At 69.5% G+C, this 17,122-nt stretch carries 12 protein-coding genes; 8 read left to right on the forward strand and 4 right to left on the reverse strand.

Going from position 1 to position 17,122, the window contains the following annotated elements; all coding sequences use genetic code 11:
* Positions 1-17 precede the first annotated feature (17 nt).
* The 3 genes from C4B68_RS24560 to C4B68_RS24570 all read left to right on the forward strand — a co-directional run bounded on the left by C4B68_RS24560 (position 18) and on the right by C4B68_RS24570 (position 2,650).
* On the forward strand, positions 18-350 hold the full coding sequence (locus C4B68_RS24560; RefSeq protein ID WP_099504364.1) for a hypothetical protein: 333 nt from the start codon (positions 18-20) through the stop codon (positions 348-350).
* Positions 351-419: 69 nt separating this feature from the next.
* Positions 420-2,018, forward strand: coding sequence for a recombinase family protein (locus C4B68_RS24565; protein WP_099504366.1), 1,599 nt, complete (start codon positions 420-422; stop codon positions 2,016-2,018).
* Positions 1,991-2,650, forward strand: coding sequence for an HAD family hydrolase (locus C4B68_RS24570; RefSeq protein ID WP_099504368.1), 660 nt, complete (start codon positions 1,991-1,993; stop codon positions 2,648-2,650). The genes C4B68_RS24565 and C4B68_RS24570 overlap by 28 nt, the downstream gene beginning before the upstream one ends.
* Before the next feature lie 416 nt (positions 2,651-3,066).
* Here C4B68_RS24570 and C4B68_RS24575 read toward each other — a convergent pair whose 3' ends face one another.
* The gene (locus C4B68_RS24575) at positions 3,067-3,633 is read right to left on the reverse strand and encodes a DJ-1/PfpI family protein (protein WP_099504370.1); all 567 of its coding nucleotides are present in this window, start codon (positions 3,631-3,633) and stop codon (positions 3,067-3,069) included.
* Positions 3,634-4,313: 680 nt separating this feature from the next.
* Here C4B68_RS24575 and C4B68_RS24580 point away from each other — a divergent pair.
* The 4 genes from C4B68_RS24580 (at position 4,314) to C4B68_RS24595 (ending at position 14,066) form a co-directional block, all read left to right on the forward strand.
* Complete coding sequence (locus tag C4B68_RS24580) at positions 4,314-9,254, forward strand: NAD-glutamate dehydrogenase (RefSeq protein WP_099504372.1); 4,941 nt, start codon at positions 4,314-4,316, stop codon at positions 9,252-9,254.
* A gap of 210 nt (positions 9,255-9,464) precedes the next feature.
* Positions 9,465-9,977 carry a GtrA family protein gene (locus tag C4B68_RS24585; protein WP_099504374.1) on the forward strand — a complete coding sequence of 171 codons (513 nt, stop codon included), beginning with the start codon at positions 9,465-9,467 and terminating at the stop codon, positions 9,975-9,977.
* A gap of 37 nt (positions 9,978-10,014) precedes the next feature.
* Positions 10,015-12,969, forward strand: a complete 2,955-nt coding sequence (locus C4B68_RS24590; protein ID WP_099504376.1) for a bifunctional glycosyltransferase/CDP-glycerol:glycerophosphate glycerophosphotransferase — start codon at positions 10,015-10,017, stop codon at positions 12,967-12,969.
* The gene (locus tag C4B68_RS24595) at positions 12,966-14,066 is read left to right on the forward strand and encodes a glycosyltransferase (protein WP_099504378.1); all 1,101 of its coding nucleotides are present in this window, start codon (positions 12,966-12,968) and stop codon (positions 14,064-14,066) included. The genes C4B68_RS24590 and C4B68_RS24595 overlap by 4 nt, the downstream gene beginning before the upstream one ends.
* Before the next feature lie 79 nt (positions 14,067-14,145).
* Here the strand turns inward: C4B68_RS24595 and C4B68_RS24600 are convergent, their stop codons facing one another.
* On the reverse strand, positions 14,146-14,955 hold the full coding sequence (locus C4B68_RS24600; protein WP_099504480.1) for an ABC transporter ATP-binding protein: 810 nt from the start codon (positions 14,953-14,955) through the stop codon (positions 14,146-14,148).
* Positions 14,956-15,013: 58 nt separating this feature from the next.
* Positions 15,014-15,934, reverse strand: a complete 921-nt coding sequence (locus C4B68_RS24605; RefSeq protein ID WP_099504380.1) for an ABC transporter permease — start codon at positions 15,932-15,934, stop codon at positions 15,014-15,016.
* Positions 15,935-16,092: 158 nt separating this feature from the next.
* On the opposite strand from C4B68_RS24605, the gene C4B68_RS24610 reads away from it, so the two are divergent.
* Positions 16,093-16,743 carry a TetR/AcrR family transcriptional regulator gene (locus C4B68_RS24610; RefSeq protein ID WP_099504381.1) on the forward strand — a complete coding sequence of 217 codons (651 nt, stop codon included), beginning with the start codon at positions 16,093-16,095 and terminating at the stop codon, positions 16,741-16,743.
* Between the two features lie 150 nt (positions 16,744-16,893).
* Here C4B68_RS24610 and C4B68_RS44810 read toward each other — a convergent pair whose 3' ends face one another.
* Positions 16,894-17,091, reverse strand: coding sequence for a DUF397 domain-containing protein (locus C4B68_RS44810; protein WP_099504384.1), 198 nt, complete (start codon positions 17,089-17,091; stop codon positions 16,894-16,896).
* Positions 17,092-17,122 lie beyond the last annotated feature (31 nt).

Genomic DNA, 17,122 nt, shown 5'->3' on the forward strand with positions numbered 1-17,122 from the left:
GGACAAGGAAACGCGACATGAGACGCACCACCGCCGTACTGGCAACCGGCACAGCAGCGCTTGCACTCATCATCGGCATCGTCATACAGCTCACCGCCCGCGCCGCCAGCCCTGGCAACTACACCTACGCGTCTGATGTCGGTCTCGCCGTCACCCTGCTCGCCACGCTCGCCCTCGCCATTCTCGCGCCGCACGCCCTGCACGTCGGCTACCACTGGGCCCACGACCGAGGCGTCACCACCCGACGCCGATTCGCCCAACACGATGCGGCACTCGCCCGAGGCGACACCGCCCCGGACCACACCTCGTCTGCCGCCGGAGTGGTCCGCATCGACCGCGCCGCCAAGTAACAACCGACGACAGGGCCCCGGCCGCCACCACGCGCGACCGGGGCCGACCTGTACCCGGAAGGAGTCTGCATGCTGCTGCCACAACAACGCCCACCCGCCGACGCCGACGACGAACCATGGCTCGGCTACATCCGGGTGAGCACCTGGAAAGAGGAGAAGATCAGCCCGGAGCTACAGGAAGAAGCCATTCGGCGATGGGCAGTCCAGCACGGAAAACGCCTACTCGAACCCCTCGTCACCGACCTGGACGTGTCCGGCCGCCACTTCAAGCGGAAGATCACCAGCGCAATCGAGCGCGTCGAGGAGGGCGAGGCTCGCGGCGTCGCCGTCTGGCGATACTCCCGCTTCGGCCGCGACCGCACCGGCAACGCCATGTGGCTCGCCCGCCTCGAACGCGCCGGAGGGCAACTCGAATCCGCTACTGAGCAGATCGACGCCACCACCGCCATCGGCCGGTTTCAGAGGGGGATGATTCTTGAGTTCGGCGCCTTCGAGAGCGACCGCGCCGGGGAGCAGTGGCGCGAGACCCACGAACACCGCAAGTACAAGTTGGGGTTGCCAGCACAGGGCCGTAAACGCGCCGGGTACATCTGGCACCGACGCCGCATCCCCGACCCCGTCGAGCCCGAGGGATTCCGACTCCAGAAGGAGCGGTACGAGATCGACTCCGAATACGGCCGGGTCATCGCCGACCTCTACCGCAAGTACATCGACGGCACCGGATTTCACGCCCTCGCGTACCGGCTCAACAGCGCCGGGTGGCGCAGCACCCAAGGCAAGTTGTGGAGCGAGCAGACCGTACGCCGCTACATGGACGGCGGTTTCCCCGCCGGCCTGCTCCGCGTCCATGACCCCAACCACCGGTGCGGCAAAGCAGATGGCTCATGCCACCAGTACGTGTACATCCAGGGCGCGCACGAGGAACTGATCGGCTACGAGTTGTGGGAGGCGTACCAGAAGCGTCGGCGCGAGGTCGCCGCGACTCCGCCACGCGCCCGCGCCAGTCTCTACGAACTCACCGGCCTCGTACGCTGCGCACAGTGCCGCGGCGGAACTGAGGTGAAAGGGGGCGGCAACGTCACCGTTGGCTACGCCTACCAGTGCTCGACACGCACCCGCCATGGGTCCATGGGATGCGATGGCTGCTATGCGCGCCGCACGGTCGTGGAAGAGAAGGCTTTCCAGTGGCTGAAGGGGGAGGCCGCAAAAGACATTGATGCGGCCCCAGAAACCCCGGTTGAGGACGGCCAGGACAGCGCCAAACACGAGACGGCGCAGGCCCTGCGCGCCCGTACCCGGCTCCATGCCGAGGTCGAGCGGCAGCGCCAGGCGCTCGCGAACCTGCGCGCCGAGCGGGCGGCCGACCCGGACAGTTTCGAGCCTGGCGAATACGAGGACGCCGTGGCGACGATTCGCGCGAAACGGCAACAGGCTGAGGCTGAGCTAGCCGCGATGCCCGCCGAGGTGGAACCGCTCCCCGAACGCTCCGCGTACACCGAGCTCATCGCGGACACCGTGGGGCTGTGGCCGGCCATGAACGAGGCTGAGAAAAACCGGCTGTATCACAAGGTGTTGCGCCGGGTCGCCCTCGTCAAGCACGGGTCCGGCACGGCCGGAACGGAGTTCCAGTTTCATCCCGTGTGGGAACCAGACCCCTGGGCCAAGTAGGCGTTTTACCTTCACTGTTCCACGACAATGACGCGATCATCGGGGCGACGAACGCGGCGTTCGCCGAGCTGGGGCTGGAGCCGATCACGCTGGAGCGGTACAGGGCGTTGTACTGCGTGCCGGTGCCGAAGTTCTACGAGCGGCTGATCGGGCGGCTGCCGACGGACGACGAGTGGCAGATCATGGACGAGACCTTCCACCGGTACTACGCGGAGCACCGGAAGGCCTGCGAGCTCACCGAGGGCGTGCCCGCGCTGCTCGCCGGGTGGGGGTCCGCCGGGAACAGCCAGTCGATCCTCAGCATGTACGGGCATGACGAACTGGTCCCGCTGGTACGGGGATTCGGGATCGAGCCGCACTTCATACGGGTCGACGGGCGGACCGGGCCCTCCGGTGGCAGCAAGGCCGAGCACATGGTGCGGCACGTGGGCGCGCTCGCGGGCGTCGAGCCGTCCCGCGTGGTGGTGATCGGCGACGCGGCCGACGACGCGCTCGCCGCCGGGCACGTGGGTGCGCAGGCGGTCCTCTACACCGGTGGTTCCCACGGCCGCGCCAGCCTCGAGGAGGCCGGCGTGCCCGTCGTGGACAGCCTGGCGGAGGCGGTCGAGGAGGCCGAGCGACTGGCGGCCTGACCGGGGCGACGGCCGGGGGCCAGCCTGACCGGGCGGCGCGGCAGGGATCGGCCTGACTGGAGGCGACGGCCGGGGGGCGACATCAGGCATCGGCCGATCGGAGGCACGGCGGGATCCGCCTGACCGAAGACGACGGCGAGGGCGGCCCGGCCGAGCGGCGGCAGCAAGGTGCCGCCCGGCACCGCAGCCGGGCGGACGCCCTGGCCGGCAGCCGCCGCTCGCGGCACGTCCGTCGTGGTCAGGTCACCGGAGCCGCGGCGGCGGGATCCGCCTGACCGGAGACCATGGCGAGGGCGGCCCGGCCGGGGGCGGCAGGGCGATGCGGCCCGGCACGGCGGCCAGCCGCCACGGTGCGGCCCGGCGCCGCGGCCAGCCCCCTGGGCGGGCAGCCGCCGCTCGTGGCACGCTTGTCGCGGTCAGGTCACCGGAGCCTTCGCGCGCAGCACCCTGAGGAACTCGCGCATCCAGCCGGAGTGGTCCGGCCAGGCGCGGGAGGAGACCAGCGTGCCGTCGACAACCGCTTCCGCGTCGTGGAAGGTCGCGCCGGCCGCCTGCATGTCGAGTTCCAGCGCCGGGTACGCCGTGACGCGGCGGCCGCTCAGGGCGTCGACGGCCGCCGTTAGGAGGGGGCCGTGACAGATCTGGGCCACCGGCTTGTCCGTGTCGAAGAAGGACTTGAGGATCTTGCGGAGTTCGGGGTCGTTGCGGAGGTACTCGGGGGCGCGGCCGCCGGGGACGACCAGGGCGACGTACTCGCCGGGGTCGACCTCCGAGAACGCGAGATCCGCGGGCCAGGTGTAGCCGGGCTTCTCGGTGTACGTGTCGAAGCCGGGTTCGAAATCGTGGACCACGAATTGCAGTTGCTTGCGGGTGGGGGCCGCGATGTGGACCTCGTAACCTTCCTCGCGCAGGCGCTGGTAGGGGTAGAGGACCTCCAGTGATTCCGCCGCGTCGCCGGTGACGATCAGGATTTTCGCTGTCATGTCGGTGCCGCTCCCCTCAACCGGGCGTCGGCCGTGCCATGGCTCAACCGTACGTCCGCCTTCGTTGGCCGTCCTGGTCAACGTGCCCCGGGCGGGGCGCCTTGCCAAGGGGGCCGGCGTCTTTCAGGCCCCGCGTTCGGGATGCCGGCGGCTCTGTACGCGTCAACCATCCCTTTCGTCCCTGTGCAGACTGTCAAAGTTCTCCCCCCGGTTTTGTACACATACGGCTCATGACGCCCCCCGGGTAGGGAGCGATAGCCTTGGTGGCGTGATCAGCGCGATATCTCGCGGGGGCATCGTCGCCCCTGCCCCGCGCCCGGAACGCACGGACCACAACCGTGACCGGGCGGCCGTCGCTGATCTTCACGAGCGGGTCGGGGCGGCGAACGCGGCAAGTGCCGCACGTGCGGCAGGCGCGGTACGCGCACCCCGTACGTCAAGAACCCCCCTGACGACCCTGACGCCACCGACGCCAAGAACACCCCCGGAACAGAGGTCGCCGAGAGCGGCGTCACAGTCTCCGGAGGTGGCGAACATGGCCGATAACCTCCCGCTCATCTCCCCTTGCGGCATAGCGTCGGAGCAGACCGGACACCCCGCGTCACGGCGTTACGTCGGAAGAGAAGAGACCGTACTTCCTTCAACGTCACGCAACGGCGCGCGACAGGAGCCAGAGGACAATGCAGACCAAGCTGGACGAAGCCAAGGCCGAGCTGCTCGAACGGGCCGCCCGGGTAGCTGAGAACAGCCCGGTCGGGGGGCACCTACCGACTGGGACGACGGGCGAGGGCACCCCCGACCGGGACACCGTGCTCGCGTTCCTCCAGCGCTACTACCTGCACACCGCCCCGGAGGACCTCGCCGACCGCGACCCGGTCGACATCTTCGGAGCCGCGATCTCGCACTACCGGCTGGCCGAGAACCGCCCACAGGGCACGGCCAACGTGCGGGTCCACACGCCGACCGTCGAGGAGAACGGCTGGGCCTGCAGCCACTCCGTCGTCGAGGTCGTCACCGACGACATGCCCTTCCTCGTCGACTCGGTCACCAATGAGCTGTCCCGGCAGGGGCGCGGCATTCATGTCGTCATCCACCCGCAGATCGTTGTACGGCGTGATCTGACCGGCAAGCTCATCGAGGTGCTGGCCGGCCGGCCCACCGCCGGAGAGCTGCCGCACGACGCGCACGTCGAGTCGTGGATCCACGTCGAGATCGACCGCGAGACCGACCGTTCCGATCTCAAGCAGATCACCGCCGACCTGCTGCGCGTCCTGTCCGACGCCCGTGAGGCCGTCGAGGACTGGGAGAAGATGCGCGACGCCGCGCTGCGGATCGCGGAGGAACTGCCCAAGGAGCCGACCGCCGACGACCTGCGCGACCAGGAGGTCGAGGAAGCCCGCGAGCTGCTGCGCTGGCTCGCGGACGATCACTTCACCTTCCTGGGGTACCGGGAGTACGAGCTGCGCGACGACGACTCGCTCGCCGCCGTTCCCGGGACCGGGCTCGGTATTCTCCGTTCCGACCCGCACCACGCCGGTGTGGACAGCCACCCCGTCAGCCCGTCCTTCGAACGGCTGCCCGCCGACGCCCGCGCCAAGGCCCGCGAGCACAAGCTGCTGATCCTCACGAAGGCCAACAGCCGGGCGACCGTGCACCGGCCGTCGTACCTCGACTACGTCGGGGTGAAGAAGTTCGACGAAAACGGCAACGTCATCGGGGAGCGGCGCTTCCTGGGCCTCTTCTCCTCCGCCGCGTACACCGAGTCCGTGCGCCGCGTGCCTGTCATCCGCCGCAAGGTGGACGAAGTCCTCAAGGGCGCGGGCTTCTCGCCCAACAGCCACGACGGCCGCGACCTGCTCCAGATCCTGGAGACCTACCCGCGCGACGAGCTGTTCCAGACCCCGGTCGACGAGCTGCGCGCCATCGTCACCAGCGTGCTCTACCTGCAAGAGCGCCGGCGCCTGCGCCTCTACCTGCGCCAGGACGAGTACGGGCGCTACTACTCCGCCCTCGTCTACCTCCCGCGCGACCGCTACACCACCGGCGTACGCCTGCGGATCATCGACATCCTCAAGGAGGAGCTGAACGGCACCAGCGTCGACTTCACGGCCTGGAACACCGAGTCGATCCTGTCCCGGCTGCACTTCGTGGTCCGGGTCCCGCCGGGCACCGTGCTGCCGCAGCTGTCGGACATCGACAAGGAGCGCATCGAGGCGCGCCTCGTCGAGGCCGCGCGGTCCTGGGCCGACGGCTTCGCGGAAGCGCTGACCGCCGAGTGCGGCGAGGAGCGGGCCGCCGAGCTGCTGCGCCGCTACGGCAACGCCTTCCCCGAGGGCTACAAGGCCGACCACACCCCACGCGCCGCCGTCGCCGACCTGGTCCACCTCGAGGCGCTCACGCGCGACCCGCAGAGGGACTTCTCGCTCAGCCTGTACGAGCCGGTGGGCGCAACGCCCAGCGAGCGCCGGTTCAAGATCTACCGCACCGGCGAGCAGGTCTCGCTCTCCGCGGTGCTCCCCGCCCTGAACCGCATGGGCGTCGAGGTCACCGACGAGCGGCCGTACGAGCTGCGCCGCGCGGACCGTACGACCGCGTGGATCTACGACTTCGGGCTGCGTCTGCCCAAGTCCGTGGTCGGCAACGGCGACTACCTCGGTGACGACGGCCGCGAGCGGTTCCAGGATGCCTTCGCCGCCACCTGGACCGGAGAGGCGGAGATCGACGGGTTCAACGCCCTCGTCCTGAGCGCCGGGCTGAACTGGCGGCAGGCGATGGTGCTGCGCGCGTACGCCAAGTACCTGCGCCAGGCCGGTTCGACCTTCAGCCAGGACTACATGGAGACCACCCTCCGCGACAACGTCCACACCACCCGGCTGCTCGTCTCGCTGTTCGAGGCGCGGATGTCGCCGGAACGCCAGAGCGCCGGTGTCGAGCTGACCGATGCCCTGCTGGAGGAGCTGGACGCGGCGCTCGACCAGGTCGCGTCGCTCGACGAGGACCGGATCCTGCGGTCCTTCCTCAACCTGATCAAGGCGACGCTGCGTACGAACTTCTTCCAGGAGGCGCTGGGCGGCCAGCCGCACGAATACGTCTCCATGAAGTTCGACCCGACGGCCATCCCGGACCTGCCGGCGCCGCGGCCGGCGTACGAGATCTGGGTGTACTCGCCGCGTGTCGAGGGTGTGCACCTGCGGTTCGGCAAGGTCGCGCGCGGCGGTCTGCGCTGGTCCGACCGGCGTGAGGACTTCCGCACGGAGATCCTCGGCCTGGTCAAGGCGCAGATGGTCAAGAACACCGTCATCGTGCCGGTCGGCGCCAAGGGCGGCTTCGTCGCCAAGCAGCTGCCCGACCCGTCCGTGGACCGTGACGCGTGGCTGGCCGAGGGCATTCGCAGCTACCGGACCTTCATCTCGGCGCTGCTGGACATCACCGACAACATGGTCGCCGGGGAGGTCGTGCCCCCGTTCGACGTCGTCCGCCACGACGGGGACGACACGTACCTCGTCGTCGCCGCCGACAAGGGCACCGCGACGTTCTCGGACATCGCCAACGAGGTCGCGCAGAGCTACAACTTCTGGCTCGGCGACGCCTTCGCCTCCGGTGGTTCCGCCGGTTACGACCACAAGAAGATGGGCATCACCGCCCGCGGTGCCTGGGAGTCCGTGAAGAGGTTCGGCCGGGAGCTGGGCTTCGACACCCAGACCCAGGACTTCACCGTGGTCGGTGTCGGTGACATGTCCGGCGACGTGTTCGGCAACGGCATGCTGCTCAGCGAGCACATCCGGCTGGTCGCCGCCTTCGACCACCGGCACATCTTCATCGACCCGACCCCCGACGCGGCGACGTCGTACGCGGAGCGCCGCCGTCTCTTCGAGCTGCCGCGCTCGTCGTGGGCGGACTACAACACCGAGCTGATCTCGTCCGGCGGCGGCGTCTTCCCGCGTACCGCCAAGTCCATTTCGATCAACTCGCACATCCGCGAGGCCCTCGGCATCGAGCCGGGCATCACCAAGATGACCCCGGCCGACCTGATGAAGGCGATCCTCAAGGCGCCGGTCGACCTGCTGTGGAACGGCGGCATCGGTACGTACGTGAAGTCGTCCCACGAGTCGCACGCGGACGTCGGCGACAAGGCCAACGACGCGATCCGCGTGGACGGCGCCGATCTGCGCGTCAGGGTCGTCGGCGAGGGCGGCAACCTGGGTCTGACCCAGCTCGGCCGGATCGAGTTCGCCCAGCACGGCGGCAAGATCAACACGGACGCCATCGACAACAGCGCGGGCGTGGACACCTCCGACCACGAGGTGAACATCAAGATCCTGCTCAACGCGGTCGTGAGCAACGGCGATCTGACGGTCAAGCAGCGCAACAAGCTGCTCGCCGAGATGACCGACGAGGTCGGCGCCCTGGTGCTGCGCAACAACTACGCGCAGAACGTGGCCATCTCCAACGCGCTCGCCCAGTCCCCGAGCATGCTCCACGCCCAGCAGCGCTTCCTGCGCCACCTGGTCAGGGAGGGCCACCTCGACCGCGCCCTCGAATTCCTGCCCACCGAGCGGCAGATCCGCGAGCGGCTCACCACCGGGCAGGGGCTCACCGGCCCCGAGACGGCCGTCCTCCTCGCGTACACGAAGATCACGGTCGCCGAGGAGCTGCTCGGCACCTCGCTGCCCGACGACCCGTACCTGGAGAGCCTGCTCCTCGCGTACTTCCCGACGGCGCTGCGCGAGCAGTTCCGCGAGCGGATCGACGGGCACGCGCTGCGCCGCGAGATCGTGACGACCGTCCTGGTCAACGACACGGTCAACACGGGCGGTACGAGCTTCCTGCACCGGCTGCGCGAGGAGACGGGCGCGTCGCTGGAGGAGATCGTCCGGGCGCAGACCGCGGCCCGCGCGATCTTCAACTCCAGTGCGGTGTGGGACGCGGTGGAGGCGCTCGACAACGTCGTCGCCGCGGACGTCCAGACCCGGATCCGGCTGCACTCGCGCCGTCTCGTCGAGCGCGGCACGCGCTGGCTGCTCAACAACCGGCCGCAGCCGCTCCAGCTCGCCGAGACGATCAGCTTCTTCGGCGACGGTGTCGAGCAGGTCTGGTCCGAACTGCCCAAGCTGCTGCGCGGCGCGGACCTGGAGTGGCACCAGCGGATCTACGACGAGCTGTCGGGCGCCGGTGTCCCGGACGAACTCGCCACCCGTGTGGCCGGGTTCTCCTCCGCCTTCCCGGCGCTGGACATCGTCTCGGTGGCCGACCACACGGGCAAGGACCCGATGGCCGTCGCCGAGGTCTACTACGACCTCGCCGACCGCCTCGGCATCACCCAGCTCATGGACCGCATCATCGAGCTCCCGCGCGCCGACCGCTGGCAGTCCATGGCCCGCGCGTCGATCCGCGAGGACCTGTACGCGGCCCATGCGGCGCTCACCGCCGATGTCCTCTCCGTCGGCAACGGCACGTCGACCCCCGAGCAGCGCTTCCAGGCCTGGGAGGAGAAGAACGCGGCGATCCTCGGACGTGCCCGGACGACCCTGGAGGAGATCCGGGGCTCGGACTCGTTCGACCTCGCGAATCTGTCGGTCGCGATGCGGACGATGCGGACGCTGCTGCGGACGCATTCATAGCCCGTACGTCGAACGCGTAGCCCGTACGGGCTACGAACGCGTTCGCGGCCCGTACGCCGACGGGGGCGCCCCCGGTCTTGATGGCCGGGGCGCCCCCGTTTGCGTACGACGGCCCGCTGGTCAGGTTGCCGCTCGCCGGGCTCCTGCCGATCTCTTGGGACAACAGCACCTACAATTTACCTATTGCCGATAAAAGGGACAATTGTGGCTGTGAATCTCTTCGAGGGGCGGGCCGACGTCGGCCGTCCGGCGCCTGAGCCGCCGCTCGCCTCTCCCGACCCACCCGTCACCCATTCGGGCGCATTCGGGAAGGCTCGTCGTCTCGCCCTCGAAGTGGCCAGGTTCGCGGTCGTCGGCGGCAGCGGGGTCGCGGTCAACATCCTCTGCTTCAACCTTCTGCTGCACGGCCTGGCATGGGCCCCGATGGTCGCCACGGTGATCGCCAGCTGCGTCGCGATGGGTACCAACTACCTGGGCTTCCGCTTCTTCGCGTACCGGGACCGGGCCTCGCGCACCCGGGGGCAGATCGCCCTCTTCTTCGCGTTCAGCGGGCTCGGCGTCGCCATGGAGAGCGCGCTGTTCTGGATCGGCTACCACGGCCTGGGCATGAGCGGCCCGCTCGGCTCGAACATCGCCAAGGTGCTGTCGATCGTGCTGGCCTCGGCGTTCCGCTTCGTCGTGTATCGGACATGGGTGTTCCAGCACGCGAAGCACGGTCACTGACCGCCGCGTAACGGGTCCACTGTCTAGGATTAATAGGATGAATGTGGATCAGTTTCGCGCGCCTGCCGTGTCTGTGGTCCCCGCCGCGTCCGTGAACCCCGCCGACTCCGTGGACCCCGCCGATTCCGCGGTCCCCGCCGTCTCCGTGGTCGTCATCGTCTACAACGACGCCGCCCGGCTGCCCACGGCCGTGCGCTCGGTCCTCGACCAGACGCTGCGCGCCGTCGAGGTCGTCATCGTCGACGACCGGAGCACGGACGGTTCGTACGAGGTGGCTCGGCGGCTGGCCGCCGAGCACCCCGACCGCGTACGCGCCTTCCAGCTGCCCGAGAACAGCGGCGGCTGCGGTGCCCCCCGCAACCACGGCATCCGGCAGGCCCGCGGCGACTACGTCCTCTTCCTCGACAGCGACGACGTCCTGGAGCGCAACGCCTGCCGCAACATGCTGGAGGCCGCCGAGACCACCGGCGCCGACCTCGTCTCCGGCCTGTGCGTGCGCGTGCACGTCGACTCGCGCACCGGCAAGCAGGTCAAGTGGTACCCCTGGCTGTACGAGCGCACCCGCACCCTGGAGTCGATCTCCGAGCTGCCGGACCTGCTGGTCTTCGACACCCTGTCGACGAACAAGTGCTACCGCCGGCGGTTCCTGCTCGATCAGGGGCTGGAGTTCCCCGTCGGCATCCACTACGAGGACCTGCTCTTCTCCGCGCGGGCGTACGTGGCCGCCCGCCGCATCACGCTCATCCCGAACCGGGTCTACGACTGGAGGGTCGTCGAAAAGCCGGACAACGCGGCGGCGAAGTCGATCAGCAACCGGCGTGACGAGATCGCCAACTTCACGCACCGGATGGAGATCCACCGCCGGGTCGACCAACTCCTCGCGGACAACGGCCTGTTGGAGCTGAAGTTCGCCAAGGACGTCAAGTGGCTCAAGCACGACCTCATGCTGCACCTGCGCGAGCTGCCGTTCCGGGACGCGGCCTACCGGCAGGAGTTCGCCGCGCTCGCCCGCCCGTACCTGGAGTCGATCGACCGCGCCGCCTTCGACGAGGCCGAGCCGATCCACGCCATCTGCGCCTACTTCCTCCAGGTGAGCGACTGGGATCGGCTGCTGCCCGCCGTGGACACGCTCACCAACCGCGACAAGATCTCCGCGCCGCTCGTCGAGCGCGACGGGCGCGTGTACTGGTGCGCCGAGCACATCGAGGAGGACACCTTCGGTCGGCACGTTCTGGACGTCACCGAGCTCGGCTACCACGCCAAGCCGGTCGAGCAGATGTTCCTGCGCAACGCGCTGACCCACTACGAGGAGTCGGGCCGCACGATCCGTCTGGCCGGGCGCATCACCAACCCGCTCGGCGTGATCCCGCCCGGCGCCCGCCTCACCGGCGAGCTGGAGTTCTACGCCCGCCGCCAGGGCGTGCGCTTGCAGACCTTCCACTTCCCCGCGGCGAGCGTGCGGCACGAGGGAGGGACCATCGCCTGGGAGGGCTCCGCCGACCTGGCGGCGGTCCGTCCCCTGGGCATCGTGGACGCCGTGTGGGACGTACGACTCCACCTCGGCGTCGACGGCGTACGCACCACGACCCGGCTCACGGCGGCCGACCCTGGCCTCCTCGCCGGCCGGGCGCCGGTCCCGATCCGGCCCCGCCTCACCCGGCTGGTCGCCGACCGCATAGAGCCGGTCGTCTCCGCGCGCGGCCACCTCGCCTTCCGGCTCGTCCCCGACAAGAAGGCGAACGAACTCGTCCAGCGCGGTGTGCACGGCCCCGCCGGACGGTTCGTCAAGTCCCGCTACCGCAAGGCCAGGACGCTCCACGAGAAGCTGACCTCCGGGGACACCAAGATCCGCATCTACCACGAGGTGTTCAGCCGCCTTCCGGTGAAGAAGGGACTGGTCGTCTTCGAGAGTCACCTGGGCAGGCAGTACAGCGACAGCCCCAAGGCGATCTACGAGGAAATGCGGCGCCAGGGGCTGCGGTTCGAGGCGGTGTGGTCGTACGCGGGGAGTCCGGACGGCTTTCCGGCCGACGCCACCCTCGTACGCCGCTGGTCGCTGCACTATCTCAAGGCCCTCGCGCAAGCCGAGTTCTGGGTCGACAACCAGAGCTACCCGCTGAAGCTGACCAAGCGCCCGCAGACGACGTACCTCCAGACCTGGCACGGCTCCGCGCTCAAGCGGATGGGCTTCGACGAGCCCGAGTGGAAGCTCAAGTCCCGTGCGCAGCAGGCCGAGCAGCAGCGCAGGCTCGACCGCTTCGACCGGTTCCTGATCCGCTCCGAGCACGATGTGCGCACCCTCGCGCGGGCGTTCCGCCTCCAGGAGCGGACGCTGCTGCGGGTGGGGTACCCGCGCAACGACGCACTCGTCCAGGCGAAGAAGCGGGAAGAGGCCACCGGATACCGCGAACGCGGGTCCCTCGCCGCCGAGTTGGGGATCCCGGGGGGCCGCGCCGTGCTGCTCTACGCCCCCACCTTCCGTCGGCACGGCGCACGGCACCGCCGGTTCGAGCTGCCCTTCGACGTGGAGCGCTTCGCGGACGAGTTCGGTTACCGGTATGTGCTCCTCGTCCGCTCGCACTACCTCAACCACGTCGTGCTGCCGCCGTCCGTGCGCGGCCGCGTCATCGACGTATCGGCACACCACGACGTGACCCCCCTGCTGGCGCTGGCCGACGGGCTGATCACCGACTACTCCTCCGTGATGTTCGACTACGCGCTCCTCGACCGGCCGATGTTCTTCTACGCGTACGACTACGAGGAGTACGTGCACGAGGGGCGCGGGACCTACTTCGACCTGCTGGAGCACGCTCCGGGCCCCGTGGTGCGGACCCAGGACGAACTGCACACCGAGCTCGGCTCGTTGGAGAAACAGGTGGTCAAGTACGCACCCGCGCGGGAGCGGTTCGTCGCCGACTTCGGCGAGTACGACAAGGGGTGCGCCGCCCGCGACATCGTGGACCAGTTCTTCGCGGACTGGAGGCGTGGATGACCGAGTACCCGCAGCGGGACGTCTTCTTCGTCTCCAACAGCGTCGACGAACTGGGCGGGGTGACCAGCTGGTCGCACCAGATGGCCCGCCTCTTCACCGAGCGGGGGCACCGGGTCCACGTCATCGGCATCACCCCGGCCGAGGTCGTGCAGCGGCTCGGCGAGGTCCCGTACCCGATGACGACGCTGTACGACGGGCAGCCGCCGCGTCCGGGCCGGGCCCGTGCGGCGAGCATGCGCGAACAGGCCGCCAGGCTGACCGCGCTGTTCCGCACGGCACGCCCCGGCGCGGTCGTGATCGTCACCCAGGTGTGGGCGATGGAGTGGGTCAAGCAGGCCGACACGACCGGGCTGACCGTCATCGGGATGAGCCACGAGTCGTTCGCGTACTGCAAGAAGACCTCGCGCTTCCAGCGGGTGCTCAGGCACTACAAGGGCGTCGACCGGATGCTCTCGCTCACCCGCGAGGACGCCGACCTGTGGATCGGGCAGGGTATGAACAACGCCTCCTTCATGCCGAACCCCCTCCCGTTCATGCCCGAGGTGCCCTCGCCGCGCACCGAGAACGTCGTCGTCAGCGTCGGCCGGCTGCACGACCAGAAGGGCATCGACATGCTCCTCGACACCTGGGCCGAGGCCGCGCCGCGCCACCCCGGCTGGCGGCTGCGGATCTACGGCTCCGGCGAGGACGAGGAGATCCTGAAGAAGCAGTGCACGGCACTCGGCCTCGACGATGTCGTCGAGTGGAGGGGGAGTACGAGCGACGTACCGGGCGCCCTGCGCGGTGGCTCCGTCTTCGTGCTGTCCTCTCGCGGCGAGGGTTTCCCGCTGGCCGTCATGGAAGCCATGGCGACCGGCCTGCCGTGTGCCGCCTTCGACTGCGCGCCCGGCGTCCGCGAGATCATCCGCGACGGTGAGGACGGCCTCCTCGCCGCCCTCGGCAACACCGGCGAACTCGCCCGCCGCCTCGACGCGTTGATGTCCGACAAGGAGCTGCGGGACCGGATGGGCGAGGCGGCACGGGTGAACATCCAGCGCTACAGGACCGGGGAGATCGTGCGGCACTGGGAGGAGTTGTTCGCGTTCCTGGAGCGGTGAACGCGACCGCTGCGGGCCATTCGCCTGGGAGTGAGTGCTGCTTGCCCGTGGTTGCGTGCTTCTTGCCCGCGAATGAGCGCTACTTGCCCGTGAACTTCTCGTACTCCTTGAGGACCTCCGCCGTAGGCCCGTCCATGCGCAGCTCGCCGCGTTCCAGCCAGAGCGCCCGGTCGCACGTGTCCCGGATCGACTTGTTGTTGTGGCTGACCAGGAACACCGTTCCTGCGTGCTTGCGCAGCTCCCGGATGCGCGCCTCGGAGCGCTTCTGGAAGGAGCGGTCGCCGGTCGCCAGGGCCTCGTCGATCATCAGGACGTCGTGGTCCTTGGCGGCGGCGATGGAGAAACGCAGCCGCGCCGCCATGCCGGAGGAGTACGTCCGCATGGGGAGCGTGATGAAGTCGCCCTTCTCGTTGATGCCGGAGAAGCCGACGATTTCCTGGTAGCGCTGCTTGATCTGCTCGCGGGTCATGCCCATCGCGAGGCCGCCGAGGTAGACGTTGCGCTCGCCGGTGAGGTCGTTCATCAGGGCCGCGTTGACGCCGAGGAGCGAGGGCTGGCCGTCGGTGTAGATCCTGCCGTTCTCCACGGGGAGGAGGCCCGCGACCGCCTTGAGCAGGGTGGACTTGCCCGAGCCGTTGGTGCCGATCAGGCCGATGGCCTCGCCCCTGTACGCCGTGAAGGAGACGCTCTTGACGGCGTGCACCTTGCGTACGCCCGCCGCCTTCTCGGCCTTCTTGCGGCGCAGGATGCGGTTGAGGGCGGCGGTGGCGCTGCCGCGCCCGACGCCGGTGCCGTTGACGCGGTAGACGATGTCGACGCGGTCGGCGATGACGGTGGGGACGCGGGGCGCGGCGGAGGTGCCGTGCGGGGTGTGTGTGCGCGCGTCCACAGGGGCGTCCGCGGGGGCGCTCTTCGTGATGTCCGCGGGTGCGCTCTTGGCGATGATGTCAGCCACGTCCGTACGTCTCCTCGGCCTTCCAGAAGTAGATGAAGCCGCCGGCCCCGGCGACCAGCGCCCAGCCGATGGCCAGGGCCCACACGTGGTCCGGCAGTTGGTGCGCGTGGAAGCTGTCGATCAGCGCGAAGCGCATCAGGTCGATGTAGACGGCGGCCGGGTTGGTCTCCAGCAGCACCATCACCCAGCGCGGCAGGTCACGGTTGCCGACCACCTGGTCGATGCTCCACATGACCCCGGAGGCGTACATCCAGGTGCGCAGCACGAACGGCATGAGCTGCGCGATGTCCGGCGTCCTGGCGCCCACCCGCGCCATGATCATCGCGACGCCCGCGTTGAACGCGAACTGCAGGACGAGCACGGGCACCGAGAGCAGCCATGACACGCTCACCGGCACACCGAAGCAGAGCAGGATGACGACGAGCGCGGCCATCGAGAACAGCAGCTGCTGGAGCTGCTGGAGGGCGTACGACACCGGCAGCGCGGCCCGGGGGAAGTGCAGGGCGCGGACCAGGCCGAGGCTGCCGGAGATCGCCCGGGTGCCCGCCATGATCGAGCTCTGGGTGAAGGTCCAGACAAACACGCCGGTGACCAGGAACGGGACGTAGTCCTCCACCCCGTGCTTGGTGCCGAGCAGCACACCGAAGATGAAGTAGTAGACCGCCGCGTTCAGCAGCGGGGTCATCACCTGCCACACCTGGCCGAGCTTCGCCTGGCTGTACTGGGCGGTGAGCTTGGCGGTGGCGAAGGCGGTGATGAAGTGGCGCCGCGCCCACAGCCGGCGGACGTACGCGTGCAGGGACGGGCGGGCGCCGCTGACGGTGAGGCCGTACCGGGCGGCGAGCGCCGCGGCGTCGTCGTCGCCGGCGGGGGAGACCGACGTCGGGGGCGGTGTGTGGAGGACCTGGCTCACATCCGCTGCTTTCGCTCGGGGGTGGGGGTGCGAGCCCGTCCTGGGACGTTTCCTACGTCGCCTTTGCCATCTGCTTACGTCGGGACGGGACCGTATCGTCGCAACGCGAGCGTAGGGCTTCTGTACGTCGGAACGCAACCGTTTCGTCGTAACGGCCTATGCTGGTCGGCATGACGCCGAACGCCGATGCCCCCGCGCCCGCCGATGGCAAGGCGCCGCGCCGCAGGGCCCCCGCGGGGGCGGCCGTCCTCCGGGAGGACGTGACCGAGGCCATCCGCGCCGCCGTCTTCGAGGAACTCGCGGCCGTCGGCTACGCCCGGATGTCCATCGAGGGCATCGCGCGCCGCGCGGGCGTCGGCAAGACCGCGGTCTACCGGCGCTGGCGCTCCAAACTCCACCTGGTTCTCGACCTGGTCTCGGCCGTCGCGGTCCAGGGGCTGCCCGCCCCGGACACGGGCTCCCTGGAGGGGGACCTGCGCCTGCTGTACGAGGTCACCTCACGCGCCCTGCGCCATCCGATCGCGGGGCAGGTCATCCCCGACCTCCAGGCCGAGGCGGCCCGTAACCCCGAGATCGCCGAGGCCCTGCAGAAGGCGTTGCGCGAGGGGCAGCAGAGCGTCGCGAGCGGGATCGTCGCGGCGGCGGCGGCACGGGGCGAGGTGCGCGCGGGCATCGACCAGGAACTCGCGCTCGACCTGATGTCCGGGCCCCTGTACTGGCGTGCGGTCGTGGTCCGCGGGCCCAAGCTGCCGAAGGGCTACCTGGCGAGCCTGGCCCGGGCGACGGCGGCGGCGCTGAAGGCGTTGTGATCTGGGCGAGCGATATTGCGCCCGTGCTGCGGCACGGGGGTGCACCTCGGCCCCCGCGCGCCGGCACGCTGGGCCGGTTCAGCAGCATCGCAGGTTCCTCGACCCCGACGGGGCCGCCAACCGCCGTTTGCTCAGGGCGCGGCATCCCGCTCACGCCCTGCCAGCCGCAGGGCCAGTTCGCTGAGCTCCGCGGCCCGCAGTACCCGTCCGCCTGAGCCCGGCAGGGGGACGTGCAGAAGCTCGGTCCACCGCTGCGGGATGGGTGGTGGGGAGGGCGAGTTCGACGCAGTCGTCGCCATCTCCGCCGCCGGAGAAGGAGGACTTTTGCCAGGTGAGGTCCGGGGACATGGAAGGGCCTTTCACTGGGGCAGGACCCGGG

The organism is Streptomyces dengpaensis (assembly GCF_002946835.1).
Taxonomy (GTDB): Bacteria; Actinomycetota; Actinomycetes; order Streptomycetales; family Streptomycetaceae; genus Streptomyces; species Streptomyces dengpaensis.